The organism is Stenotrophomonas sp. 05N37 (assembly GCF_056397365.1).
This window is the reverse complement of the sequence record NZ_JBFTNG010000003.1, coordinates 329,622-355,141: the sequence shown is the minus strand read 5'-3', so window position 1 is coordinate 355,141 and position 25,520 is coordinate 329,622. Positions and strand designations below refer to the sequence as shown.

At 69.0% G+C, this 25,520-nt stretch carries 23 protein-coding genes and 1 other RNA gene; 7 read left to right on the top strand and 17 right to left on the bottom strand.

Features of this window, described 5'->3' with window-relative positions; all coding sequences use genetic code 11:
- The first annotated feature begins 3 nt into the window (after positions 1-3).
- A complete protein-coding gene (locus AC1DGC_RS12160) occupies positions 4-444 on the top strand; it encodes a DciA family protein (RefSeq protein WP_259209222.1) in 441 nt (146 codons plus the stop codon).
- Positions 445-734: 290 nt separating this feature from the next.
- On the opposite strand, the gene lpxC is transcribed toward AC1DGC_RS12160, so the two are convergent.
- The 15 genes from lpxC to mraZ all read right to left on the bottom strand — a co-directional run bounded on the left by lpxC (position 735) and on the right by mraZ (position 17,653).
- A complete protein-coding gene (gene lpxC, locus AC1DGC_RS12155; RefSeq protein WP_259209224.1) occupies positions 735-1,646 on the bottom strand; it encodes a UDP-3-O-acyl-N-acetylglucosamine deacetylase in 912 nt (303 codons plus the stop codon).
- A gap of 179 nt (positions 1,647-1,825) precedes the next feature.
- Positions 1,826-3,052 (bottom strand): cell division protein FtsZ, encoded by a 1,227-nt coding sequence (ftsZ, locus tag AC1DGC_RS12150; RefSeq protein ID WP_259209226.1) that lies wholly within the window; start codon positions 3,050-3,052, stop codon positions 1,826-1,828.
- Between the two features lie 284 nt (positions 3,053-3,336).
- Complete coding sequence (ftsA, locus tag AC1DGC_RS12145) at positions 3,337-4,572, bottom strand: cell division protein FtsA (RefSeq protein ID WP_259209228.1); 1,236 nt, start codon at positions 4,570-4,572, stop codon at positions 3,337-3,339.
- Positions 4,569-5,300 (bottom strand): cell division protein FtsQ/DivIB, encoded by a 732-nt coding sequence (locus tag AC1DGC_RS12140; RefSeq protein ID WP_259209231.1) that lies wholly within the window; start codon positions 5,298-5,300, stop codon positions 4,569-4,571. Before AC1DGC_RS12140 ends, ftsA begins: the two co-directional genes overlap by 4 nt.
- Positions 5,297-6,292 (bottom strand): D-alanine--D-alanine ligase, encoded by a 996-nt coding sequence (locus AC1DGC_RS12135; RefSeq protein ID WP_478047948.1) that lies wholly within the window; start codon positions 6,290-6,292, stop codon positions 5,297-5,299. The genes AC1DGC_RS12140 and AC1DGC_RS12135 overlap by 4 nt, the downstream gene beginning before the upstream one ends.
- A complete protein-coding gene (gene murC / locus AC1DGC_RS12130) occupies positions 6,289-7,725 on the bottom strand; it encodes a UDP-N-acetylmuramate--L-alanine ligase (RefSeq protein WP_394163862.1) in 1,437 nt (478 codons plus the stop codon). The genes AC1DGC_RS12135 and murC overlap by 4 nt, the downstream gene beginning before the upstream one ends.
- Before the next feature lie 31 nt (positions 7,726-7,756).
- The gene (murG, locus tag AC1DGC_RS12125; protein WP_478047947.1) at positions 7,757-8,851 is read right to left on the bottom strand and encodes an undecaprenyldiphospho-muramoylpentapeptide beta-N-acetylglucosaminyltransferase; all 1,095 of its coding nucleotides are present in this window, start codon (positions 8,849-8,851) and stop codon (positions 7,757-7,759) included.
- On the bottom strand, positions 8,848-10,176 hold the full coding sequence (ftsW, locus tag AC1DGC_RS12120; protein WP_478047946.1) for a putative lipid II flippase FtsW: 1,329 nt from the start codon (positions 10,174-10,176) through the stop codon (positions 8,848-8,850). Before ftsW ends, murG begins: the two co-directional genes overlap by 4 nt.
- Positions 10,176-11,261 (bottom strand): phospho-N-acetylmuramoyl-pentapeptide-transferase, encoded by a 1,086-nt coding sequence (mraY, locus tag AC1DGC_RS12115; protein WP_068849228.1) that lies wholly within the window; start codon positions 11,259-11,261, stop codon positions 10,176-10,178. The genes ftsW and mraY overlap by 1 nt, the downstream gene beginning before the upstream one ends.
- Entirely contained in the window at positions 11,251-12,645 is a 1,395-nt protein-coding gene (locus AC1DGC_RS12110; protein WP_478047945.1) for a UDP-N-acetylmuramoyl-tripeptide--D-alanyl-D-alanine ligase, read from the bottom strand. The genes mraY and AC1DGC_RS12110 overlap by 11 nt, the downstream gene beginning before the upstream one ends.
- Complete coding sequence (locus AC1DGC_RS12105) at positions 12,642-14,123, bottom strand: UDP-N-acetylmuramoyl-L-alanyl-D-glutamate--2,6-diaminopimelate ligase (protein ID WP_478047944.1); 1,482 nt, start codon at positions 14,121-14,123, stop codon at positions 12,642-12,644. The genes AC1DGC_RS12110 and AC1DGC_RS12105 overlap by 4 nt, the downstream gene beginning before the upstream one ends.
- The gene (locus AC1DGC_RS12100; protein WP_394163859.1) at positions 14,120-15,967 is read right to left on the bottom strand and encodes a peptidoglycan D,D-transpeptidase FtsI family protein; all 1,848 of its coding nucleotides are present in this window, start codon (positions 15,965-15,967) and stop codon (positions 14,120-14,122) included. The genes AC1DGC_RS12105 and AC1DGC_RS12100 overlap by 4 nt, the downstream gene beginning before the upstream one ends.
- Entirely contained in the window at positions 15,964-16,227 is a 264-nt protein-coding gene (ftsL, locus tag AC1DGC_RS12095) for a cell division protein FtsL (protein ID WP_259209254.1), read from the bottom strand. The genes AC1DGC_RS12100 and ftsL overlap by 4 nt, the downstream gene beginning before the upstream one ends.
- Complete coding sequence (gene rsmH / locus AC1DGC_RS12090; RefSeq protein ID WP_394163858.1) at positions 16,224-17,192, bottom strand: 16S rRNA (cytosine(1402)-N(4))-methyltransferase RsmH; 969 nt, start codon at positions 17,190-17,192, stop codon at positions 16,224-16,226. Before rsmH ends, ftsL begins: the two co-directional genes overlap by 4 nt.
- A 14-nt stretch (positions 17,193-17,206) precedes the next feature.
- Positions 17,207-17,653 carry a division/cell wall cluster transcriptional repressor MraZ gene (mraZ, locus tag AC1DGC_RS12085; protein ID WP_259209259.1) on the bottom strand — a complete coding sequence of 149 codons (447 nt, stop codon included), beginning with the start codon at positions 17,651-17,653 and terminating at the stop codon, positions 17,207-17,209.
- A 325-nt stretch (positions 17,654-17,978) separates the two neighbouring features.
- Here mraZ and AC1DGC_RS12080 point away from each other — a divergent pair, with 325 nt between their 5' ends.
- Together AC1DGC_RS12080 and rnpB are read left to right on the top strand one after the other, a co-directional pair.
- Positions 17,979-18,788, top strand: a complete 810-nt coding sequence (locus AC1DGC_RS12080) for an NRDE family protein (RefSeq protein WP_478047943.1) — start codon at positions 17,979-17,981, stop codon at positions 18,786-18,788.
- Between the two features lie 29 nt (positions 18,789-18,817).
- Positions 18,818-19,168, top strand: an RNA gene (gene rnpB, locus AC1DGC_RS12075) — RNase P RNA component class A.
- Positions 19,169-19,468: 300 nt separating this feature from the next.
- Here rnpB and rsmI read toward each other — a convergent pair.
- Entirely contained in the window at positions 19,469-20,290 is an 822-nt protein-coding gene (rsmI, locus tag AC1DGC_RS12070; RefSeq protein WP_259209262.1) for a 16S rRNA (cytidine(1402)-2'-O)-methyltransferase, read from the bottom strand.
- An 80-nt stretch (positions 20,291-20,370) separates the two neighbouring features.
- On the opposite strand from rsmI, the gene AC1DGC_RS12065 reads away from it, so the two are divergent.
- From AC1DGC_RS12065 to AC1DGC_RS12050, 4 genes are read left to right on the top strand one after another with little or no spacing between them, the layout of a single operon-like run.
- The gene (locus tag AC1DGC_RS12065) at positions 20,371-22,086 is read left to right on the top strand and encodes a penicillin-binding protein activator (protein ID WP_449335784.1); all 1,716 of its coding nucleotides are present in this window, start codon (positions 20,371-20,373) and stop codon (positions 22,084-22,086) included.
- 4 nt (positions 22,087-22,090) lie between these two features.
- Positions 22,091-22,459, top strand: a complete 369-nt coding sequence (locus AC1DGC_RS12060) for a YraN family protein (protein WP_259209269.1) — start codon at positions 22,091-22,093, stop codon at positions 22,457-22,459.
- Positions 22,460-22,475: 16 nt separating this feature from the next.
- On the top strand, positions 22,476-23,015 hold the full coding sequence (locus tag AC1DGC_RS12055; RefSeq protein ID WP_259209270.1) for a metal-dependent hydrolase: 540 nt from the start codon (positions 22,476-22,478) through the stop codon (positions 23,013-23,015).
- The gene (locus tag AC1DGC_RS12050; RefSeq protein WP_478047942.1) at positions 23,015-24,403 is read left to right on the top strand and encodes an FAD-binding oxidoreductase; all 1,389 of its coding nucleotides are present in this window, start codon (positions 23,015-23,017) and stop codon (positions 24,401-24,403) included. The genes AC1DGC_RS12055 and AC1DGC_RS12050 overlap by 1 nt, the downstream gene beginning before the upstream one ends.
- 30 nt (positions 24,404-24,433) lie before the next feature.
- Here the strand turns inward: AC1DGC_RS12050 and thiL are convergent, their stop codons facing one another.
- A complete protein-coding gene (gene thiL / locus AC1DGC_RS12045; protein WP_259209275.1) occupies positions 24,434-25,399 on the bottom strand; it encodes a thiamine-phosphate kinase in 966 nt (321 codons plus the stop codon).
- Between the last annotated feature and the right edge of the window lie 121 nt (positions 25,400-25,520).

Below are 25,520 nucleotides of genomic sequence, written 5' to 3'. Positions count from 1 at the left end.
TTCATGTCTGAGCCGAAATCCAGTGCCCGTACCCCGTCAGCGCCGAAGCCGGCGCTGGATGTGGTCATGGCGGACAAAGCCGGTAACCCGCTGCGTCGTGCCCTGTGGCTCGACGCGCTTGACCGTCAATTGCGCCCCCATTTGCCGCCTGCACTGGCCACCCGTTGCCGGCTGGCGAATGTAAACGGCGAGCACCTCGTTTTTCTCGTCGATTCCCCCGTGTGGCACGCCAGATTGCGGCTTGCCGAGGCACAGTTGATCGACGCGGCCCGGTCCATCGGGCTGAAGGTCACCAAGGTGACCGTCAAAACCGCGTCTGCCCCTCCTCCACGCTCCCCAGCGATCGATAACAGGAATGGCCCCCACGCAGTTTCAGCCGCCACGCACAAAGGGCTACGCGACGCGTTGGCTTGCCTGAAGGACATGGATCTACCCAGGTCCTGAAGGCATCGGGGCATCCGGCCCCTTCCCGGACGCGTCACGAGTACGTGAATTTGTCTGGGAACCGGCCAGCATCGTAGCCGTCGATCGTCGCGCAGTCGTTAGTCTTTTATTAAAAACTCGTTAAATTCAGCAATAACCTCGATCAGGTTCACAATTCCGTGACCTGCGTCCGTAGACGGTTCATTGACGTCAACGTCACCCCGGGTTGGCCCCAGGAACGCAGAACGGCGCCTTGGGCGCCGTTTGGTTTTCAATCAATTCAATGACTTGCGCCAGCCTCGCGGGGCGGGTCACGCGTAGGCGGGCGCCCCGTAGGCGACCGGGGCCGTGGCGGCGGCCGCGTCGTAACTCACCCACTCCCACGCGCTGGCATCGGCCATCAGGGCCCGCACCAGCTTGTTGTTGAGCGCATGGCCGGACTTGAAGCCTTCATAGGCCCCCAGCACCTGGCCGCCGGCCAGGTACAGGTCGCCGATCGCGTCGAGGATCTTGTGGCGCACGAACTCGTCGGCATAACGCAGGCCGTCGTCGTTGAGCACGCGGAACTCGTCGAGCACGATGGCGTTGTCCATCGAACCGCCCAGGCCCAGGTTGCGCTCGCGCATGTACTCCAGGTCGCGCATGAAACCGAAGGTGCGCGCGCGGGAGATTTCCTTGGTGTAGGCGGCCGTGGAGAACTCGATCTCGGCGCGGGACTGCTTGGCCGGGATCATCGGGTGATCGAACTGGATGGTGAAACCGAGCTTGTAGCCCTCGTAGGGCTCGAAGCGGGCGACCTTGTCGCCTTCGGTGACTTCCACCGTCTTGAGGATGCGGATGAAACGCTTGGGGGCGTCCTGTTCGGCGATGCCTGCCGACTGCAGCAGGAACACGAACGGACCGGAGGACCCGTCCATGATCGGCAGTTCGGCCGAGGACAGCTCCACGATGATGTTGTCCACGCCCAGCCCGGCCAGCGCCGACATCAGGTGCTCGACGGTCTGGATCTTGGCCTCGTGGTAGGTCAGCCCGGTGCACAGGGTGACTTCGGTGACCAGGTCCGCACGCGCGGGCACTTCCACCACAGGATCCAGGTCGACCCGCCGGAACACGATGCCATGATTGACCGGGGCCGGGCGCAGGGTCATGTAGACCTTGTCGCCGCTGTGCAGGCCAACGCCGGTGGCGCGGATCGTGTTCTTGAGGGTGCGTTGCGGGATCATGGGGGGCAGGACCGGGAATGCGCGCGGTCAGCGCGGCTGAGACAAACAAGAATAACACGCACTACCACCACCCCTTTCTGAACCAGAACACGGGCGGCAGACTGCCGGGCCACTCCGGGCCCGGCAGCAAGGGACATGGAGGCGCCTACCGGGGAGGACAAGACCCCGGCACGCATTCCTCAGTCCGCCTGGCGGCGCAGGAACGCCGGGATGTCCAGGTAGTCGTTGGGCAGCTCGGCGGCGGCCGGCGCCGAAGACGACGGGGTCGACGCGGACGGCGCGTCCGCGCTCGGACGACGCAGGCCCATGCCCATGCCACCCACGGCCTTGGACACGGCATCGCCGCCGGTGTCGAACTCGCCGAACTCCGGCTGGCCGGTGGTGGCGTTGCGGACCAGCTTGATCGGTGCACGCTCGCCCGGACGCTGGGTCTTGGCGGCCACGGCACGGTTCAGGCCGGTGGCGACCACGGTCACGCGGACTTCGTCCTGCATGTCCGGATCCAGCACGGTACCCACCACCACGGTGGCGTCTTCGGAGGCGAAGCCATCGATGGTGCGGCCGATCTCGTCGAACTCGGCCATGGTGAAGTCGGCGCCGGCGGTGATGTTGACCAGGATGCCGTTGGCACCGGCCAGGTTCACATCGTCCAGCAGCGGGTTCTGGATGGCGGCTTCGGCGGCGGCCTGGGCGCGGTCGTCGCCACGCGCGGTGCCGGTACCCATCATCGCCAGGCCCATTTCGGACATGACGGTGCGCACGTCGGCAAAGTCGACGTTGATCAGGCCCGGACGCACGATCAGGTCGGCGATGCCCTGCACGGCGCCCTGGAGGACGTCGTTGGCGGCACGGAAGGCCTGGATCATGGTCGCGTTGCGGCCCAGCACGGTGATCAGCTTTTCGTTCGGGATGGTGATCAGCGAATCGCAGTGCTGGCTCAGTTCCTCGATGCCCTTCAGCGCGACCTGCATGCGGCGACGGCCTTCGAACGGGAACGGCTTGGTGACCACGGCGACGGTCAGGATGCCCATCTCCTTGGCCAGCTGGGCAACCACCGGGGCTGCGCCGGTGCCGGTGCCACCGCCCATGCCGGCGGTGATGAACACCATGTCCGCACCCTGCAGGGCATCCATGATGCGCTCGCGGTCTTCCAGCGCGGCCTGGCGGCCGACTTCCGGGTTGGCGCCTGCACCCAGGCCCTTGGTGACGTTGGTACCCAGCTGCAGCTGCAGCTTGGCACCGCAATTCTTGATGGCCTGCGAGTCGGTGTTGGCGGTGATGAATTCCACGCCGTCCACGCTGGTGCTGACCATGTGCGCCACGGCGTTGCCGCCGCCGCCGCCCACGCCAATCACCTTGATCACCGCATTGGGTGCCATCTTTTCAATCAGTTCGAAATGCGCCATGTCCGTGTCCTCTTGATGCCGTTTACGCGGGACGGGGGCGTTGGAGATTCCTTCTCCTGTCCTCCCCCACCGTCGTGCCGGCGAGTTGTAGTTGGTGTTGCCCTGGCCGGATCGCACCGGTTCGGGCCGTGTTGCCTGTTTCAAGAAACGGCCGGGGGGCCGTGGTGTTGCTCGTTGTTTTATCTACATCGCACTGCGTGGTATTGCGGGTATTGCATGGACTACGTGGATTTTCGGGAACTGCTTATCGCGTGTTGCATGTGTACTGCGTGTCAGGACCGCGCTCAGAATTCGCCGCGGAACCAGGTCTTGAGTTTCTTGAACATGCTGCCCGCGCGCCCGGTGGGCAGCGACGGACGGCGCGGGTGTTCGATCTGGCTGCCCATCAGCAGCAGGCCCACGCCGGTGGCGTGCACCGGGTTGCCCACCACTTCGCCCAGCCCGGTCACGTGCTGCGGAATGCCCACGCGCACCGGCATCTGCAGCATTTCCTCGGCCAGTTCGACCACGCCTTCCATCTTCGAGGCACCGCCGGTGAGCACCATGCCGGCGCGCACCAGTTCCTCGAAGCCGGAGCGGCGCAGTTCGGCCTGCACCATCTCGAAGATCTCTTCGTAACGGCCCTGCACCGCCTGGGCGAGTGCGTGGCGCGGCATCCGGCGCGGCGGGCGATCGCCGACGCTGGGCACCTGGATGCTTTCCTCGGCCGTGGCCAGCTGCGCCAGTGCGCAGGCATAGCGCACCTTGATCTGCTCCGCTTCCGGGGTCGGGGTGCGCAGCATGTGCGCGATGTCGTTGGTGACGTGGTCGCCGGCGATCGGCAACGACGCGGTGTGGCAGATCGCGCCCTGCACGAACACGGCCAGGTCGGTCGTGCCCGCGCCCATGTCCACCAGCACCACGCCCAGCTCGCGCTCGTCGGCGGTGAGCACGGCCTTGCTGGAAGCCAGCGAGGACAGCACCAGGTCATCCACCTGCAGGCCGCAGCGCTGCACGCACTTGCTGATGTTGGCCGCGGCCGATTGCGCGCACACCACCAGGTGCGCATGCACCTCCAGGCGCACGCCGGTCATGCCGACCGGGTTGCGGATGCCTTCCTGCGAATCGTCCAGCACGTACTCGCGCGGGATCGCATGCAGGATCTTCTGGTCGGCCGGGATCGCCACGGCCTTGGCCGCGTCCAGCACCCGGTCCAGGTCGCCCCAGGTCACTTCGCCTTCGCGGATCGGCACGATCCCCGGCGAGTTCCGGCACTGCACGTGGTTGCCCGAGATGGAGGCGTACACCGAGCGGATCTCGCAGCCGGCCATCAGCTCGGCCTCTTCGACCGCGCGCTGGATCGACTGTACGGTCGACTCGATGTCCACCACCACGCCGCGCTTGAGCCCGCGCGATTCGTGCGAGCCGATGCCGATGACCTCGATCGGATTGCCCGGCGAATACTCACCGACCAGCGCCACCACCTTGGAGGTGCCGATATCCAGTCCGACGATCAGTGATTTGTCACCCTTGCGATTCATGTCCTGTCCTGCGCCGGTTTGGGCGCGGTAGCGGCCGGGGTACCCCAGCTCAGCGTGAAGCCATTGGTATAACGGAGGTCGGCGCGTTCGATCGGCGCCTGCTGGTTGGTCAGCTGCGGCAGCACGCGCACGAAACGCTGCAGGCGCGAACGCGCGTCGTCGCGGCCCACGACCACTTCGGTGCCGTTGCTCAGCAGCAGCGACCAGCTGCCACGCGCATCCATGCTGACCCGCTTGACGTCCACGCCGGCCGGCGCGAACAGCGCGCGTGCATCGTTGTAGAGCGCCACCACTTCCTCGGTCTGGCTGTCCGGCCCATCCAGGTCGGGCAACGCCAGGTCCTGCAGCTTCTTGGGCGTGGCAAACAGCTTGCCCTGCTCGGACAGCAGGCGGTCGTTGCCCCAGCGCGCGAACGGCTTGTGTTCGACCAGGGTGATTTCCAGCACGTCCGGCCACTGCTTGCGCACCTGCGCGCTTTCCACCCACGGCAGCTTTTCGATGGCGTCCTGGGCGTCCTGCAGCTTGACCGCGAAGAAGCCGGCCTTGGCGAACGGCAGCACCACCTGCTGCAGCTGTTCGGCCGGCACCCGCTTGAATTCGGCGTGCACGCGCAGCTTGGCCAACGGCCAGCGCTCGGCACCGACCCAGCCGTTGAGCACCGCCACCACGGGCAGCGCCACCACCGACAGGGCCAGCAACCAGACGAAGATGCGCAGCACCGCGTTCATGCGTGGGCGCGCTCCCGCTCGGTGCCGTCCTGCAGGTTGGCCGGCAAGGCCTGCTCCAGCACGCGCCAGACCAGCTCCTCGAACCCGATGCCGGCCTGTGCGGCGGCCTTGGGCACCAGCGAGTGGCTGGTCATGCCGGGTGCGGTGTTCACTTCCAGCAGGTAGAAGCGGCCGCTGGCGCGGTCGCGCATCACGTCCACCCGGCCCCAGCCACGGCAGCCGGCGGCCTGGAAGGCGGCCAGCGCGATGCGGCGGATCTCCTGCTCGTCCTCGCCGTCCAGGCCCGGGCACAGGTACTGGGTGTCTTCGGCGATGTACTTGGCGTTGTAGTCGTACCACTGGCCCTTGGGCACGATGCGGATCGACGGCAGCGCCTGGTCGCCGAGGATGGCCACGGTGAGTTCGTCGCCGACCACCATCTGCTCCATCAGCAGCTGGCCGTCGTAGCGCGTGGCCAGCGCCACCGCGTCATCCAGGCCGGCGTCGTCGACGACCCGGCTGATGCCCACGCTGGAGCCTTCGTTGGCCGGCTTCACCACCACCGGCAAGCCGAGCTCGGCGGCGGCCGCGTGCACGTCCACGCCTTCCACCAGCTTGACGTAACGCGGCGTCGGCAGGCCCAGCGACAGCCAGACCTGCTTGGTGCGGATCTTGTCCATGCTCAGCGCCGAGCCGAGCACGTCCGAACCGGTGTACGGCACGCCGAAGGCCTGCATCAGGCCCTGCACGATGCCGTCTTCGCCGCCGCCGTTGTGGCCATGCAGGATGTTGAAGACGCGGTCGAAACGCTGTTCGACCAGGGCCCGTGCCAGCGCCGGGATGCCGTCCACGGCCACCGCGTCGACGCCGCGCGCACGCAGCGCCTCGATCACGTTGCGACCGGAATCCAGCGAGACGTCGCGTTCGCTGGAGGTGCCGCCCAGCAACACCGCGACGCGGCCGAAGCGGGCCGGGTCGGTGATGCGCAGCGAGGGGAAGAAGATCGGGTTCATGCCGCCGGGGTCTCCGTGAAGCCTTCGGTGGCGATCAACTGTGCGATGTGGCCGATGTCGCCGGCGCCCATCATCAGCAGCAGGTCGCCGTCCTGCAGGACGTCGGGCAGGACGTGCGACAGCTCGGCGGTCTGGCCGACCACCACCGGTTCGCTGCGGCCGCGGGCGCGGATGGCGCGCGCCAGCGAGCGCGAATCGGCGCCGGGGATCGGCGCTTCGCCGGCCGGATAGACCTCGCTCAGCACCAGCGCGTCCACCTCGGACAGCACCGCGGCGAACGCGTCGAACTGGTCGCGGGTGCGGCTGTAGCGGTGCGGCTGGAACGCCACCACCAGGCGCTGTTCGGGCCAACCGCCACGCGCCGCGGCGAACACCGCCGCCAGCTCGCGCGGGTGGTGGCCGTAGTCGTCGATCACCCGCACCTTGGCGCCGGTGGCGGTGGTGACGATGCCCAGGTCGTTGAAGCGGCGGCCGATGCCGGCAAAGCTCTCCAGCGCGCGGGCGATCGCCTCGGGCGCCACGCCCAGCTGCCAGCCCACCGCGGCGGCGGCCAGGGCATTGAGGACGTTGTGCGCGCCCGGCAGCGCCAGCGTCACCGGATGGCTGCTGCCTTCGGGCAGGCGCAGGGTGAAGCGCATGCGCGGACCGTCCTGGACCACGTCCTCGGCACGCACGTCGGCCGTGCTGCTCATGCCGTAGCTCATGACGTGGCGCGGGGTCTGCGCGGCCAGCGCGGCCACTTCCGGGTCATCGATGCACAGCACGGCCAGGCCGTAGAACGGCAGGCGCTGCAGGAATTCGGCGAAGGCGGCCTGGACCCGGGCGAAATCGTTGCCGTAGTTTTCCAGGTGGTCCGAATCGATGTTGGTGATCACCGACACCAGCGGGTTCAGGCGCAGGAAGCTGCCATCGCTCTCGTCGGCCTCGGCCACCAGCCACTGGCCCCCGCCGAGCTTGGCGTTGGCACCGGCGGCCAGCAGCTGGCCACCGATCACGAAGGTCGGGTCCAGCCCGCCTTCGCTCAGTACCGCCGCCGTCAGGCTGGTGGTGGTGGTCTTGCCATGCGTGCCGGCTACCGCGATACCGCGGCGGAAGCGCATCAGCTCGGCCAGCATGGCCGCGCGCGGCATGATCGGGATGCGCTGGCTGCGCGCTTCCATCAGCTCGGGGTTGTCATCGCGGATCGCGCTGGACACCACCACGCAGTCGGTGCCCAGCACGTTGGCGGCCGAGTGGCCGCGCATCACGCGCGCACCCAGGCTGGCCAGGCGACGGGTCGCGGCGTTGTCGGCGTTGTCCGAACCGGACACTTCGTAGCCCAGCGTCAGCATCACTTCGGCGATGCCGCTCATGCCGGTGCCGCCGATGCCGACGAAGTGCACGCGCGGGAACGCGCGGACCAGGTCGTTGGTGTCGTGCAGGCGGCGGATCATGCGCGGCCTCGCGGCAGGCGCGTAGCGGTCTTCATTTGGATTCCTCGAGAATGATGTCGGCGATGCGCTCGGCGGCATCGACTTTGGCCAGGGCACGCGCGGCGTTGGCCATCTGCATGCGACGGGCGGAATTTTCGGACAATTCGCGCAGCACGCCCTGCAGGTGCGTGGCCAGCGTTTCATCCTGCTTCAGCAATACCGCCGCGCCCCGTTCGACCAGGTACTCGGCGTTGCGGGTCTGGTGGTCGTCGACGGCGGCGGCGAACGGCACCAGCACGCTGCCGATCCCGACCGCGCACAGCTCGGCCAGGGTCGAGGCGCCGGAGCGGCACACCACCAGGTCGGCCCAGGCGAACGCCTCGGCCATGTCGGCGATGAAGGCATCCACGCGCGCGGTCACGCCGGCATCCTGGTAGGCCTTCAACGCTTCGGCATGCAGTTTTTCGCCGCTCTGGTGGCGCACGTCGAACGCGCTGCCGGCGCCCAGTGCGGCCAGCGCCTGCGGCACGGCGGTGTTCAAGGCGCGCGCGCCCTGGCTGCCACCGAGTACCAGCAGCCGCAACGGCCCCTGGCGGTTGGCCAGGCGCAGTTCGGGCGGGGTGATCGCGGCGATCTCGGCACGCACCGGGTTGCCCACCGCTTCCTCGCGCTGGGCGAAGCTGCCCGGGAAGCCGGTCAGCACGCGCCGTGCGAAGCGCGACAGGATGCGATTGGTCAGGCCGGGCGCGCGGTTCTGTTCGTGCACCAGCAGCGGCAGGCCGTGCAGGCGCGCGGCCAGGCCGCCGGGGCCGGAGGCGAACCCGCCGAAGGCGATCACCGCGCGGGGCTGGCGGTCGCGGATCAGGAAGCCGGCCGCGCGCACCGCGCGCAGCAGGCGCCCCGGCGCGGTCAGCAGGGCGAGCTTGCCCTTGCCGCGCAGTCCGCTGATGGCCAGCGTGTCGATGTGGATGTCGTGCTGCGGCACCAGGCGCGTTTCCATGCCACCGTCACTGCCCAGCCAGGTCACCGGGATGCCGCGCTCGCGCAGCACCCGGGCCACGGCCAGGCCGGGGAAGATGTGGCCACCGGTGCCGCCGGCCATGATCAGCACCGGGCGCGCGGAGGACGGGGTGGAGACGGTGCTCATCCCATCCTCCCCAACGTCGGTTCGATGCGTTGCTGCATGCGGCTGGTGCCGCGTGGCGAACTGTCGCGCGGTGCCGCGTCATGCGCGGCGTCCTGCATCGCAGCGGCCACGGCGGATGCGCCCGGCGCCCTGCCCGGTTCACCGCCCACCGGCTCGTCGCCTTCGGCGGCGCCCATGCGCACGGCCTGGCGGCGCTCGGCGCGATCCAGTTCGTAGGACACCCGCAGCAGCAGGCCCATCGCCACGCAGGTCATCAGCACGCTGGAGCCACCGGAGGAAATCAGCGGCAGGGTCAGGCCCTTGGTCGGCAGGATGCCGAGGTTGACCCCGATCGAGACGAAGCTCTGCATGCTGATCCACAGCCCGATGCCGAAGGCGATGTAGCCGGAGAAGTGGCGCTTCATCTCCACGCAGCGCATGCCCAGCCAGAAGGTGCGACCGACCAGCAGGGCGTACAGCGAAATGATCAGGCAGGTACCGAGGAAGCCCAGCTCCTCGGCGGTGACCGAGAAGATGAAGTCGGTGTGCGCCTCGGGCAGGTAGTAGAGCTTCTGCACCGAGTTGCCCAGGCCCACGCCGGTCCATTCGCCGCGGCCGACGGCCATCAGCGCGTTGGACAGCTGGTAGCCGTCGCCCTGCTGGTCGGCCCACGGGTCGAGGAAGGAGGTGATGCGGCGCATGCGGTACGGTTCGATGATCGCCAGGGCGCTCATCGCCACCAGCCCGAACACCACCGGCATGGACATGCGCGGCATGTTCACCCCGCCCAGCACCAGCATGCCGGCGGTGATCGCCAGCAGCAGGGTGGAGGAGCCGAAGTCCGGCTGCAGCAGCAGCAACACCACCAGCGCGCCGGCCACGCCGAGTGGCTTGAGCATCGCCGGCCAGGTGGCATTGACCTCATCGCGGAAGCGCACCAGGTAGCTGGACAGCCACACGATGTAGAGCACCTTGACCGCTTCGACGGTCTGGAACTTGGAGATGCCCAGGTTGATCCAGCGACGCGCGCCGTTGACGCTGCTGCCCAGGCCGGGCACGAACACCACCACCAGCAGGGCGAAGCAGCCCAGCAGCAGCACCTGGTTGTACTGTTCGATGCTCTTGAGCTCGGTGCGCATGGCGATGATCGCCAGCGCGATGCCCACCGCCAGGAAGATCAGGTGGCGGTTGAGGTAATAGAACGGGCTGCTCATCAGCGCGATCGAGCTCGACGCGACCATCACCACGCCCAGCCCGGTGAGCGCGATGATCGCGCCCAGCAGCCACTTGTCGAAGTGGCCTCCGATGGCTTCAAGGCGGGTTGCCTGGCGCGACAGGTCGTTCATCAGCGGACCTTCAACGTGGCCAGGCCGATCAGCACCAGCACCACCGAGATGATCCAGAAGCGCACGATCACGCGCGGTTCGGGCCAGCCCTTCAGTTCGAAGTGGTGGTGGATCGGCGCCATCCGGAACACGCGCTTGCCGGTCAGCTTGAACGAGGCGACCTGGATCATCACCGACAGCGTTTCGATCACGAACACGCCGCCCATGATCACCAGCACCAGTTCCTGGCGGGTGATCACCGCGATGGTGCCCAACACCGCGCCCAGCGCCAGCGCGCCGATGTCGCCCATGAAGACCATGGCCGGATAGGTGTTGAACCACAGGAAGCCCAGGCCCGCGCCGGCGATCGCCGCGCAGATGATGACCAGCTCGCCGGCCCCCGGGATCTGCGGGATCTGCAGGTAGTTGGAGAACACCACGTTGCCCGAGGCGTAGGCGAACACGCCCAGCGCGCAGGCCACCAGCACGGTCGGCATGATCGCCAGGCCGTCCAGGCCGTCGGTCAGGTTGACCGCGTTGGAGAAGCCGACGATCCAGAAGTAGGCGATGGCCACGAAGCTGATCCCGGCCAGCGGCAATGCCACCGACTTGAACATCGGGATATAGAACGTCAGCGCGGCCGGCACGTCGGCGGTGTAGAACAGGAACAGGCCCGCGGCCAGGCCGAAGATCGACTGCAGCAGGTACTTCCAGCGCGACTTCAACCCGTTCGGGTCGCGGCGCACGATCTTGATCCAGTCGTCATACCAGCCGATGGCGCCGAAGCACAGCATCACCGCCAGCACCACCCACACATAGCGGTTGCGCAGGTCGGCCCACAGCAGCACCGACAGGGTGATGGTGAGCAGGATCAGCGAACCGCCCATGGTCGGCGTGCCGGCCTTGGAGAAGTGGGTCTGCGGGCCGTCGGTGCGGATCGGCTGGCCACCCTTGAACTGCGCCAGCTTGCGGATCATCGCCGGGCCCAGCCACAGCGACAGGAACAGCGCGGTAAGCGCGGCCAGGATGCCGCGCAGAGTCAGATAGCCGAACAGCCCGAACAGGCTCTCCAACTGCTGCAACCATCGGGCCAGTTCAAGCAACATTGGGGCTTTCCTCTCCTCGCGCCAGCAGCGCTTTCACAATTTTGTCCATGGCACTGCCGCGCGAGCCCTTGACCAGGCAGCGCACGCCAGCATGCAGTTCGTCGGCCAGCGCCGCGGCCAGGCTGTCGTGGTCCTGGAAGTGCCGGCCGCCCTCGCCGAAGGCGGTGGATGCGGCCGCACTGAGCGTGCCCAGCGTGTACAGGCGCTTGAGGCCGGCTTCGCGCGCGCGGCGCCCGGCCTGGGCATGCAGCGCCTCGCCATCCGGGCCGAGCTCGCGCATGTCGCCCAGCACCAGCCAGCCCTCGGCCTTGCCGCCGGCCAACGCGTCGATCGCGGCGGCCAGCGAGCCGGGATTGGCGTTGTAGCTGTCATCGATCAGCACCGCGCCGTTGCGCAGCTGGTGCGCGATCTGCCGGCCCGGCACGGGTTCGGCACGGGCCAGGCCCAGTGCGATCTGGTCCAGGCCGATGCCCGCGGCCAGCGCCAGCGAGGCAGCGGCCAGGGCATTGCTGATGTTGTGCCGCCCCGGCAAGGCCAGGGCGATCTCGACCTGCCCGTGCGGGCTGGTCAACAGGAACTGGCTGCCGGTGGCGGTCGGGCGGATCGCCAGCGCCGAGACGTCGGCACTGTGGTCCAGGCCGTAGCGCAGCACGCGGCTGCGCGGGGGCTGGCCGACGATGTGCTGCTCGAACCAGATCCCGAAGGCGTCGTCGGCATTGATCACGGCCACGCCGTCGGCCGGCAGCGCGGCGTAGATCGCGCCCTTGGTGGTGGCCACGCCCTGCAGGCTGCCCATCCGCTCCAGGTGCGCCGGCGCGATGTTGTTCACCAGCGCGTAGCGCGGGCGCACGATGTCGGTGAGGTAGGCGATGTCACCCGGCTTGCCGGCCCCCATCTCGTAGATGGCGAAGTCGGCATCCTCCGGCGCATCGAGCACGGCCAGCGGCAGGCCGATCTCGTTGTTGCGGTTGCCCGGGTTGGCGTAGACCACCTTGTGCTGCTCGCGCGCGACCTGTTCCAGGATCGCCAGCAGCAGGCTTTTGACGCTGGTCTTGCCGTTGCTGCCGGTGATCGCGAAGACCTCGGTGGCGCGGTCACGCTGCATGCCATGGGCGATGCGCCCCAGCGCGTACTCGCCGTCGGCGACCACGATCTGCGGCAGTGCCACGTCCAGCAGGCGCTCGACCAGCATCGCCGAGGCACCGCGCGCGACCGCATCGGCGGCGAAGTCATGGCCGTCGAAGCGTTCGCCGCGCAGCGCCACGTACAGGCTGCCCGGGCCCAGGGTGCGGGTGTCGTTGCTGATGGCGTCGATGGCGGTGTCATCGCCATGGATCTCGCCACCGGCCCAATGTGCGATCAGCGACAGCGGGGTGCGCTTCATTGCGTCACTCCCTGCCGCGATGCCAGCACGCGGCCGGCCACGTCGGTGTCGTCGAAGGCATGCTGCACCCCGTGCACTTCCTGGTAGGGCTCATGGCCCTTGCCGGCGATCAGCACGATGTCGCCGGCGCCGGCCAGGCCGATCGCGGTGGCGATCGCGGTGGCCCGGTCGCGCTGCACGGTGGCGGCGGCGGGCGAGCTCAGCCCGGCGACGATGTCGGCGACGATCGCATCGCCATCTTCTCCGCGCGGGTTGTCGTCGGTGACGATGACGACGTCGGCAAGCTTCTCGGCGATGGCGGCCATCTGCGGGCGCTTGCCGGTGTCGCGCTCGCCGCCGCAGCCGAACACGCACACCAGGCGCCCGGCCAGGTGGTCGTGCAGGCTGCCAAGCGCCTGTTCCAGCGCGTCGGGCGTATGCGCGTAGTCGATCACCACGGTCGGCAGGCCACGCTCGCCACCGAGGCGGTTCATGCGCCCGGCGATCGGCTGCAGCTGCGAGAGCAGCGCGGCAATCGCCGCCGGGCGGTGGCCGAGTGCGAACAATGCGCCGGCCACGGCCAGCAGGTTGTCCACGTTGAAGCGGCCCAGCAGCGGCGACTGCACCGGATGGCGGGCGCCATCGACCACCAGGTCGAAGGCGATGCCGCGGCCATCCAGCTTCAGCGAATCGGCGCGCAGCGTGGCCTGCTGCGCGCCGCGCGAGCTCAGCCCGATCTGCTGGACGCCGGCATCGACGGTGCGCAGCAGTTCACTTCCAAAGCTGTCGTCCAGGTTCACCACGGCGGCCTTGAGGCCCTCGCGATGGAACAGCCGGGCCTTGGCCGCGCCGTACTGGACCATGTCGCCGTGGTAGTCGAGGTGGTCACGGGTGAGGTTGGTGAACACGGCCACGTCGTAGTGCACGGCATCCACGCGGCCCTGGTCGAGCGCGTGCGAGCTGACTTCCATCGCCACCGCCTGCGCGCCGTCATCGCGCAGCTGCGCGAGCACCTCATGCATCTGCAGCACGAGCGGGGTGGTGAAGCCGGTCGGGATCACGTGGCCATAAAGCCCCACGCCCAACGTGCCGATACTTCCACTGGCGGTGCCGAGCAGGTGCCAGGCCTGCGCCAGCAGCTGCACGGTGGAGGTCTTGCCGTTGGTACCGGTCACGCCGACCATCGTCAGCGCACGCGACGGCTGGCCATGGAACTGGTCGGCCATCGCGCCCATGCGCGCGCGCAGGCCCGGGACCGCGATGGCGTCGGCCGGTGCGGGCAGTTCGATCGGTGCCGGCGGCTCGAACAGGATCGCCGCGGCGCCGTTGGCGCGCGCCTGGTCGACGAAGCCCAGGCCATGCGCGCCGAAGCCGGCGATCGCCACGAAGGCGTTGCCCGGGCGCACGGCCCGGCTGTCCAGCACCAGGCCGGTGATGGACGGGTCATGGCCCAGCGCCACGTCGAGAATCAACTGCGAAAGCAACATCGTCTGGCTCATTGCTGGGTGCCTCCCTGCGCGGGCGGCACCGGGGCGTGCGCGCTGGGCAGCGCGGCATCGAATTCGGCGGCGGCATCCGGGGCGATCACCGTTTCCGGGGGCGGCATCGGCAGCACCGAGGCGGCGTGGCCCATCTTTCCGGACTGCTGGGCGGCCAGCCACGACTCGATGTCATCCGGCGGCACGTCCATCAGGCGCAGCGCGCCTTCCATCACGTTGTGGAACACAGGCGCGGACACCAGGCCGCCGTAGTACTTGCCGGCCTGCGGGTCGTTGATCACGATGACCGTGGCAAAGCGCGGATTGGTGGCGGGCACCACGCCGGCGAACAGCGCGTTGTAATGGCCGCGCTCGTACCCGCCCGGGCCGGCCTTGCGCGCGGTACCGGTCTTGCCGGCCACGTGGTAGCCCAGCACCGCCGCCTGCTTGGCGCCGCCCTGGGTGACCACGGTTTCCATCATCGCCACCACTTCCCTGGCGATCTTCTCGTCGATGATCTGCTTGCCTTCGCTGCGCTGGCCCTTGACGAAGGTCGGCGCGATCAGCTTGCCGCCGTTGCCCAGCGCCGAGTAGGCCGTGGCGATCTGCAGCGGGGTGACATTCAGGCCGTAGCCGTAGGACATGGTGGTCTTGGACGAGCCACTCCAGCGCGCCGGCCGCGGCAGCACGCCGGCCGATTCGCCGGGGAAACCGCTGTGCGGGGACACGCCATACCCGAAGCTGTGGACGTGGTCGTAGAAGACCTGGTCCGGCATCTTGGCCGCGATCTTGGCCGCGCCGATGTTGGAGCTGCGGGTGATCACGCCGGTGACGTTGAGCACGCCGTTGTTGCGCGGCACGTCCTTGATGGTGAACCGGCCCACGGCCATGTAGCCCGGGTTGGTGTCCACCGTGGTGTCCTTGGTGACCACCCCGGACTGCAGCGCCGAGGCGATGGTCAACGGCTTCATGGTCGAGCCGGGCTCGACCAGGTCGGTCACCGCGCGGTTGCGGCGGGTGTCCGGGGCGGCGCCGCCGACCGAATTGGGGTTGTAGGTGGGCAGGTTGACCATGGCCAGCACTTCGCCGGTAGCCACGTCCATGATCACCATCGAGCCGCCGGCGGCCTTGTTGGCGATCAGCGCGTTGCGCAGCTCCTTGAAGGCCAGGAACTGGATGCGGCGGTCGATGCTGAGGGTGAGGTCCTTGCCCGGCTCGGCGGCGCGCAGCAGGTCGCTCTCGACGGTGTCGCCCTTGCGGTTGCGGATCACCCGCTTGGCGCCGGCCTTGCCGCGCAGCCATTCGTCGAAGGCCAGCTCCAGCCCTTCCTGGCCGCGGTCGTCGATGTTGGTGAAGCCCAGCACGTGCGCCATCGCCTCACCCTGCGGGTAGAAGCGGCGGAACTCGCGCTGCGAGGCCACGCCCGGAATCTTCAGCGCCACCACCTTTTCCGCCTCGTCCGGATTGATCCGGCGACGCAGGTACATGAATTCCTTGTCGGCCTTCTGCGACAGCTTGGAGGTCAGCTCGTCCAGCGGCATGCCCAGCGCGGTGGCCAGCTCGGGGATGCGGTCCGGGGCGCGCAGCAGTTCCTGCGGGTTGACCCAGATCGAGGCGACCGGGGTGGACACCGCCACCGGCTCGCCGTTGCGGTCGGTGATCATGCCGCGCGATGTATTGATCGGCAGCTCGCGCAGGTAGCGCGCTTCGCCCTGGCGCTGGTAGAAATCGCTGTTGATGATCTGCACGTAGGCCGCGCGGCCAACCAGCGACACCGAGCACAGCCCAAGCGCCAGGCCCACCCACTTCAGGCGCTGGCGCAGGTTGAAGCTGTTGCGTGCGCGGTTGCGGCCGGACTTGTTCATGGCCGTACCACCACCACGTCCGCCGCTTCGGGGAACTTCATGCCGAGCTTCTCGCGGGCGACGCGGTCGACCCGGGTCGCCTCGGCCAGGGTCGCCTGCTCCAGCTGCAGGCGGCCGAATTCGATGTTGAGCTCATCGCGCGCACGCTCGACCCTGGACAACTCGATGAAGGTCTGGCGGTGGCGGTGGCGCATGAACACCACCCCGATCGCCGAGGCGACGGTGCAGGCCAGCAGCACGATGAGCAGCAGGCGACTCACCCGGCCACCTCGCGCTTTTCGGCCACGCGCAGCACGGCGCTGCGCGAGCGCGGGTTGACCGCCAACTCGTCGTCTTCGGCCTTGATGGCGCCGCCGTGCAGGTCCAGGCTCGGCACGAACGGCTGCGCCTCGGGCAACCGGCGATTGCTCGGCGGGGCCTTGGCGTGGCGGTTCATGAACTGCTTGACGATGCGGTCTTCCAGCGAGTGGAAGCTGATCACCGCCAGCCGGCCGCCCGGCTTCAGGCGCGCCATCGCCGCGTCCAGGCCGGCTTCGAGGTCGGCCAGTTCGCGGTTGATGTGGATGCGGATGGCCTGGAAGCTGCGCGTGGCCGGGTTGATCTTGTCCTTGCCACGCGGCATCACCACGGCGATCGCATCGGCCAGCTCGGCGGTACGGGTGAACGGCTGCTTCTCGCGGCGCGCCACCAGGGCGCGGGCAATGCGCCGGCTCTGGCGTTCTTCGCCGTAGGTCCACAGCACGTCGGCGATCTCACGCTCTTCGGCACGGTTGAGCCACTGCGCCGCGCTTTCGCCGCTGTCCGGGTCCATGCGCATGTCCAGCGGGCCGTCCTTGCCGAAGCTGAAACCACGCTCGGCCACGTCCAGCTGCGGCGAAGAGACGCCGAGGTCGAACAGCACCCCGTCCAGGCCGTCGGCGGTGGCGTCCCAGTGCAGCAGGTCGGCGAAGCTGCCACGGAAGATCGACACGCGCGGGTCCGGCGCGAAATCGCGCTCGGCCACCGCAATCGCTTCGGGATCCTTGTCCATGACCAGCAGCCGGCCTCCAGGACCGAGTTGCTCGAGCACGCCGCGGGCGTGACCGCCACGACCAAACGTGCCATCGAGATACGTACCGTTTTCGATCACCTTCAGGCCATCCAGGACCTGCGTGTACAGCACCGGCAGATGCCCTGCCGGCGACTGCGACACCGGAAGGTGACCGGTCTGCGCTGCTCCGCGCATCCGGGCACCCCGGCTCACAACTTCAGGTCGAGCAACCCATCGCCCAGATCCCCGTCAGACAACGTCTGCTGGATCAATGCGCGATGTGCCTGCTCGCTCCACAATTCGAATTTGTCGCCCATGCCGAGCAGAACCGCCTTCTTTTCAATGCCAACGGCACCGCGGTGGCTGGCAGGAATACTGATGCGGCCGTTGCCGTCCAGCTCCAGATGCGCGGCCGAACCGACCAGCTTCTGTTGCAGCAGACGCACGACGCGCTGTGTGTTGGGTTTGGCCATGACGTCGTCGCGGACCCGCTCCCACTCCTGTTCGGCATACAGCCAGAGGCAGCCGGACTCGAACGGGTTGTAGGTCAGGACCAGGCGGTTGTTGCTCACACGTGCGACAAGGTCGCGATGCGCGGTGGGAACCGCCATGCGTCCTTTGTCGTCAACCGTGATGGCCGTCTCGCCCTGAAACACGACGCGTGCACCTTTCCTTCGCCTGGATGAAACATTGAACCACGAAAAACCACAAAAAACCCGGTTTTGCCTCTGTTGCCCACCTTAGCAGTGCCGATTGGGTTGTCAACAACTTTGCGAGCGGGAAATCGCCTTGGACATCAAGGGCTTGCAGCAATGTTTAGAGACTTGTTCAAGGCTTATCCACAAGTTGCTGTTTCGTCTCATTTTTTGAGATTGGGGCGAAGTTCAGGCGCGTGTAGAGGGCGTGAAACATAGGCGCGCATTCATCCCGAGCCCCGTCGCCATTGACTCGGTCTTGCGCAAACCCCGGCACAATGACGCCATGTGCCTGCTCGCCCTCGCCTGGAAAACCCATCCCCGCTGGCAACTGGTCATGGCGGGCAACCGTGACGAGTTCCACGGCCGCCCCACCGCGCCCCTGGCGGCCTGGCCAGCGCCGGACAGCGGGCTGCTGGCCGGACGTGACCTGCGTTCGGGTGGCACCTGGGCCGGGGTTGCCGCGGGTGGCCGGATGGCCGTGGTCACCAATGTCCGCGATCCGCTTGCGCGCCAGACCGGCCCCTCACGCGGGGCGCTGGTGGCCGATTACCTGCGGGCGGGCGCGTCCGCCGTGGCCTTCGCCGACGAGCTGGCCTCCCGCGCCACCACCTTCGCGCCATTCAACCTGCTGCTGGCCGACCAGGAAAGCTGCCAGTTCCTTGGCAACCACCCGCTGGGCAGGCAGGCGCTGGCGCCCGGCATCCATGGCATGTCCAACGGGCCGCTGGATGCGCCCTGGCCGAAAACGTTGCGGCTGAACGCGGCACTGCGGGCCTGGATCGATCATGGCGAAGACGACCTGAGCGGTCTGTGGCAGGCCCTGGCCGATGAAACCCGGGCCGACGACAGCACCCTGCCCGACACCGGCGTCGGCCTGGAGCGCGAGCGCTGGCTGAGTGCGGCCTTCATCCGCAGCCCCGAGTACGGCACCCGCGCCAGCACGGTCATCGCGCTGGATGCGGGCGGACAGGGCTTCATCCATGAGCGTCGCTTCGGCCCGGACGGTGCCTGCATCGGCGAGACGCGGCTGGCGGTCGGGCATGCGTCGCCCCGGCTGGTGGCGGATGCGCTCTCGCATCCGTCGCCCCTGTGACCGGGCGGATGTGCGAAAATGCACGCGGCGGAGTCGGCCAGACAGTCGCGTCATCCCTTGCGGATGCCGAGGAAAGTCCGGGCTCCATAGGGCAAGGTGCCAGGTAACGCCTGGGCGGCGCAAGCCGACGGAAAGTGCAACAGAAAGATACCGCCTACGTTTCCTTCGGGAAGCCGGTAAGGGTGAAATGGTGCGGTAAGAGCGCACCGCGAGTCTGGCAACAGACCGGCACGGCAAACCCCACCTGGAGCAAGACCAAATAGGGACCTAATGGCGTGGCCCGCGTCGGGTCCGGGTAGGTTGCTTGAGCGCTGCGGTGACGTAGCGCCTAGAGGAATGACTGTCCACGACAAAACCCGGCTTATCGGCCGGCTCCGCCGCTTTTTTCGTCGTGATGAAAAAAGCCCCAAGGTTTGCAGCGCAAACCTTGGGCCCCGGGCCACCAGCGTCCCATTCCCCGCGGCTGTCGCCGCGCCCTCTTTACTAAAGGGGGCTGTGCCGCCAGAGGGGTTGCGTGGGCTTTATTCAAATGCGGTGTTTGCTGCGGGTCTCGTAGAGCCACCGCATGGGTGGCTGGTGTTCGTTCCGGCGTCGCGTGCAGCCACCCATGGGGTGGCTCTACCTTTTCGGCGTCGCGTGCGGCCAGCCTTGGGGGGGCTCTGCCTGCGCCCAGCTCGCGATCAGCTGCCGTAGAGGGCCTTTCTTGGGGCGCCGGTGAGTTCTGCGGCCAGCTTGGCCGCGGTGGACGGCGGGAGGTGCTCGCTGAGCTTGGCGTACATGCGGCGGCCGGCGGCCAGTTGCGCCTGCGCGTCGTCGGCGGCGCCCTGCACCATCACCACGAACTCGCCCTTGCGCTGGTTGTCGTCCGCTTCCACCTGCTGCAACAGCGAGGCCAGGGTCCCATCCAGGACGGTTTCGAACAGCTTGGTCAGTTCGCGCGCGAGCACCGCCGGGCGCTCGGCGCCAAAGGCGGCCACCATGTCGGCCAGCGATTCGGTGATGCGGTGCGAGGATTCGTAGAACACCAGCGTGCGGGTTTCCCCGGCCAGGCCCTGCAGGCGTTCGCGGCGGCCCGAGCCTTTGGCCGGCAGGAAGCCCTCGAAGGTGAAGCGGTCGCTGGGCAGGCCGGCCACGCTCAGCGCGGCAATCGCCGCGCAGGCTCCCGGCACCGGGCTCACCCGGATGCCCGCCTCGCGCGCGGCGCGTACCAACCGGTAGCCCGGATCGCTGACCAGCGGCGTGCCCGCATCGCTCACCAGGGCCAGTGATTCCCCGGCCAGCAGGCGCGCGACGATGCGCTGGGACAACGCGTCTTCATTGTGGTCGTGCAGCGCCACCAACGGCTGCTGGATGCCGAAGTGGGCCAGCAACTGGCCGCTGCGGCGGGTGTCTTCGGCGCAGATCGCGGCCACCGAGCGCAGCACGTCCTGCGCCCGCGGCGTCAGGTCGGCCAGGTTGCCGATCGGGGTGGCAACGACATACAGCGTGGGGACAGCACTCATCGCAACGGCACTCGTGGGTCAAGGGTAGAATCGTACCGTTCCCCGGCCCTGGCCGCTGCCCCCATCGAATGGACCTGATCATGAACAAGCCCGCCGCACGGATCTCCGCCCTGTCGTTGTCGCTGCTGCTGATGGCCGGCTGCGCCACGACGAGCCTGACCAGCGCGCCCGAATCGCCGGCCCAGGCCCAGGCGCTGGCATTGATCGATCAAGGCAAGCCACGCGATGCCGCCGTGCAGCTGGAAGCGGTGGCCAACACGCTCAAGGGCAGCGCGCGTGCCGCCGCGCTGGCCGATGCGGCCTTCGCCTGGCATGAAGCAGGCGACAACGCCCGCGCCCGCAGCCTGCTGGCGCAGGTCACCGCACGCCAGCTCAGCGGCGCCAGCCAGCAGCGCTTCCACCTGACCACCGCCGAACTGGCACTGGCCGACAAGCAGCCGGCACAGGCGCTGGCCGCGCTGAAGGAGTCGGCCGACACCGTCGCGCCGCAGCTGCGCACGCGCTGGCAGCTCGCCCGCGCCGATGCGCTGGCCGCCAACGGCGACATCGTCGGCGCCGCGCAGGAGCGCGCGCGCGCGCACGCCGCGCTGACCGGCAAGGCGCGCAGCGACAACCAGCAGACCATCGCCAGCCTGCTGGGCAGCCTCGACGACGCCACCCTGCGCAGCCGCGCCGCCGCGTTGCCGGCCAACGAGCCGCTGTACAACTTCGCCGGGCGTGCGCTGATCGCCCGCGGCCTGCCGCTGCCGCGCCCGTTCGATCGCGAACAGGCCACCCAGTTCGATACCAGCAAGCGCCCGCCGGCCGCCCGCGACGGCTACCGCCCGCCGGTCAAGATGGCCGTGCTGCTGCCGCTGAGCGGTCGCCTGGCCACGGCCGCGCAGCCGGTCCGCGACGGCCTGCTCAGCGGCTACTACGGTGAAAGCCGCCAGCGCCCGGACATCCAGTTCATCGACACCGCCGGCACCGCCGCCGGTGCGGTGGCCGCCTATGACAAGGCCGTGGGCGCCGGGGTGGACTTCATCGTCGGCCCGCTCGGCCGCGACGAAGTGGATGCGGTGTTCGGCCGTGCCCAGCTGCCGGTGCCGGTGTTGGCCCTCAACCGGGGCAAGAGCAGCCCGCCCGCCGGCAGCGCCGGTTTCTCGCTGGCTCCGGAAGACGACGGCATCATCGCCGCCGAATACCTGCGTGGCCGCGAGCGCACCAAGGTGCTGGTGGTGCACAGCAATGACGACAACGGCCGCCGTGCCGCCGCCGCCTTCCGCGAACGCTTCACCCAGCGCGGCGGCCAGGTGGTGGCCACCATCGGCGTGAACGAAGCGGTCGGCGACATCGGCGCGCAGGTCCGCGCTGCCGGTACCGTGGAGGGCGTGCTGCTGGCGGTGAAGGCCCCGCAGGCACGCGCGCTGGCGCCGCAGTTGGCGCTGGCCGGCGCCGGTGGCGCCACCCGCGTGGGCACCTCGCAGCTGACCATCGGAGCGGGCAAGGTCGAGGACGACATGGCGCTGGACGGCATCGTCTATCCCAACGAAGCATGGAACGTGCGCAGCGTCGCCGGCCTGCCGTCGGCCAGCACCGCCGGGCAGATCCTGCCCAACGCGCGCGGCGCGGCCGGGCGCCTGTTCGCGTTCGGTTTCGATGCGTGGAAGATCAGCGCCTACCTGGACAAGATGGCCAATGAGGGCGGCCTCGACGGCGCCACCGGCACCCTGTTCCTGGACAGCAATGGCAACGTGCTGCGCGTCCCGGCCTGGTCGACCTTCAGCGGCGGCCGGCCGATGCCGATCGCCAACTAAGCCGGTGCCAACCGCGCGGGCGCAGCGTGGCGCGGCGGTGGAAGCCGCCGCGCAGGCCTACCTGTGCAGCGCCGGGCTGACGCCGGTCACCCGCAATGCCCGGTATCGCGGCGGCGAGCTGGACCTGGTCATGCGCGACGGCGACACCACTGTCTTTGTCGAAGTGCGCTACCGCGCCAGTGCCGGCTTCGGCGGCGGCGCCGCCTCGGTGGACCTGCGCAAGCGGCGCAAACTGTTGCTGGCCGCGCAGCTGTTCCTGATGGCGCACCCGGCGCTGGCCGACCGACCGTGCCGGTTCGACGTGATCGAGGCCAGCGGCGAGCCGCCGCGGCTGAACTGGCTGCGCGATGCCTTCCGGCTGGAGGATTGTTGATGGCGAGCGTTTCCTGATGCCCAGTGTGTTCACCCACGCCGCGATCCCGCTGGCGCTGTGGTGCGCGTCCGATCGCGGGCGCGTCTCCACGCCGCTGCTGGCCGCCGGCGTCGTCGCGGCGATGCTGCCCGATGCCGACGTGCTGGCCTTCGCCCTGCACATTCCCTATGCCGACAGCTTCGGCCATCGCGGCGCCAGCCACTCGCTGCTGTTCGCCGCCTTGCTGGCCCTGCTCGCCGCGCTGCTGCATGCACGCCTGCGTGCCGGCGCGGTGCAGGCGGCCGCCTTCGTAGGCCTCAGTGCGCTGTCGCATCCGCTGCTGGATGCCTTCACCTCCGGCGGCCTCGGCGTGGCGTTGTGGTGGCCGTGGAGCGGCGAGCGCCTGTTCGCCCCGTGGCGCCCGATCCGCGTCTCGCCGTTTGCCGGCCAGTTCTTCAGCGCGCGCGGCCTGGCCACCGTTTTCTCCGAGCTGCGTTGGGTATGGCTGCCACTGGCCGCCGCCGTGGTCGGCTGGAAGTTGATCCAACGCGCCCCTGCCACTCCCCGGACGCCCTGATGCATACCGACCTGCCCGCCGCCTTCCTGTCCACCGTGCACGCACTGCTGGGCGAGGACGGCTGGCGCACCGATGACAGCGCCCTCGCCGCCGCCGCGCAGGACAACTCGTGGCGCCGGCAGGTGCCGCTGGGCGTGGCGTTCCCGCGTGACCGCGACCAGGTGGTGGCGTTGGTGCGGGCCTGCCGCGACCATCGCGTCGCCCTGGTGGCACGTGGCGCCGGCACCGGCACCACCGGCGCGGCGGTGCCGGTCAACGGCAGCATCGTGCTGTCCTTCGCGCGGATGGCGCGCATCCTCGACATCCAGCCCGGCAACCGCTGCGCGGTGGTCGAGCCGGGCGTGCTCAACGGCGACCTGCAGCATGCCCTGGCACCGCATGGCCTGTTCTGGGCACCGGACCCGTCCAGCGCGGACATCTGCAGCATCGGCGGCAACCTGGCCTGCAATGCCGGCGGCCCGCGCGCGGTGAAGTACGGCACCAGCCGCGACAACGTGCTCGGCCTGGTCGCGGTGACCGGCGCCGGTGAGCTGATCCAGTGCGGCGGCGCCTATACCAAGGATGCCACCGGCTACGACCTCACCCACCTGCTGGTGGGCAGTGAAGGCACCCTGGCCCTGATCGTGGAAGCCACGCTCAAACTCACCCCGCTGCCGGTGGCGCAGGCTGGCCTGCGTGTGCTGTACCGCGACGCCGATGCGGCCGCCGCGGCGGTATCGCGGCTGATGGCGCAACCGGTGGTGCCCACGCGGCTGGAATTCATGGATGCGCGCAGCCTGCAGCTGCTGCGCCGCAATGGCGCCGAGGTGCCCGAGGCCGGCGCGATGCTGCTGGTGGAGGCCGACGGCGACCACGACACCCTGCCCTACCTGCTGCAGGCGCTGGCCAACGCGGCCGAGGGCGATGGCATGCTCGCACTGGACGTGGCCATGGAGGGTGCCGCACGCGAGAAGCTCTGGGCCGCGCGCAAGGCGCTGTCGCCGGCGCTGCGCAGCATCGCCCCGGGCAAGATCAACGAAGACGTGGTGGTCCCGGTCTCACGCATCCCCGCACTGGTGGCGGGGGTGCAGGCGCTGGCGCGCGAGCATGACCTGGTCATCGTCACCTTCGGCCATGCCGGCAACGGCAACCTGCACGTCAACATCCTCTACCACCCCGACGATGCCGCCGAGAACGCACGCGCGCATGCGGCGCTGCCGAAGATCTTCGCCTTGACCCTGGCGCTGGGCGGCACGCTGTCGGGCGAGCATGGGATCGGCCTGGCCAAGCGCGACTTCATGGGGCAGGCCTTCAACCCGGCCACGCTGGCGGCGATGCATGCAATCAAGCGGGCGCTGGACCCGGACGGCATCCTCAACCCGGGCAAGGTGCTGCCGCCGGCCGCCTGATGCCGCGGGCCTCGCCGCGCCCGGCGATGCTCAGTCGGCGAAATGCTGGTAGCCGCCCGGGCCGCGCTCGCCCTCGCACTGCACGCCCTGCCCGTCCACGATGCGGCCGATGCGGGTGAGTGGCAGGCGCAGCGATTCGGCCAGCGCGTGCAGCGCGTCGCGCTGGTCGGCGGCAGCGGTGAAACACAGCTCGTAGTCATCGCCGCCGCGCAGCGCACAGTCGCGCGCGGCATCGCGGCCGAGCACGCCACGCAGCGCGGCCGACAGCGGCAACGCGTCGGCGTCCACCTCGGCGCCGACGCCACTGCGCGCGGCGATGTGGCCAAGATCGGCCAACAGGCCATCGGAGATATCCACGGCCGCGTGCGCGAAGGCGCGCAGGCGCAGGCCCAGCGTGACCCGGGGGATCGGGCGCAGCAGGCGCAGGCGCAGCGCTTCGTAGTCGGCCAGCAGCGTCGCGGTGGCGACGTTCAACTCACCGCGTTGCCACAACTGCAGCGCGCCGGCGGCATCGCCCAGCGTGCCGCTGACCCAGATGTCGTCACCCACCTGGGCACGGTCGCGGCGCAGCGCCTGGCCACGCGCGACCTGCCCCATCGCGGTGACCGAGAGCGACAGTGGGCCACGCGTGGTGTCGCCGCCGACCAGCGCGATGGCGTGTTCGTCGGCCAGCGCGAAGAAGCCGTCGGCGAAGGATTCGATCCAGTCCGGGGAGGCATCGGGCAGGGACATCGCCAGCGTGCACCAGGCCGGGCGCGCGCCCATCGCCGCCAGGTCGGACAGGTTGACCGCCAGGGTCTTCCAGCCGATATCGAACGGCGCGGTGTCGTCCGGAAAATGCACGCCGCCGTTGAGCGTATCGGCGGTGACCACCAGGTGTTCATTGGGACGCGGCTGCAGCAATGCGGCGTCGTCACCGATGCCGAGCAGCACGTCCTCGCGTTCGGCGGTACGGGCGCGGATGCGGTCGATCAAGGCGAATTCGGCGAGGGACATCGGCAACTCCGGCAGCGGAACATCCGCCGAGTGGGGCCCGACCGTGGGTCGGATCCGGCAAGACCGTTGGGGTGTAGCGCCGACCGTGGGTCGGCTGCCATGAAACCGGAGATCATCCCGG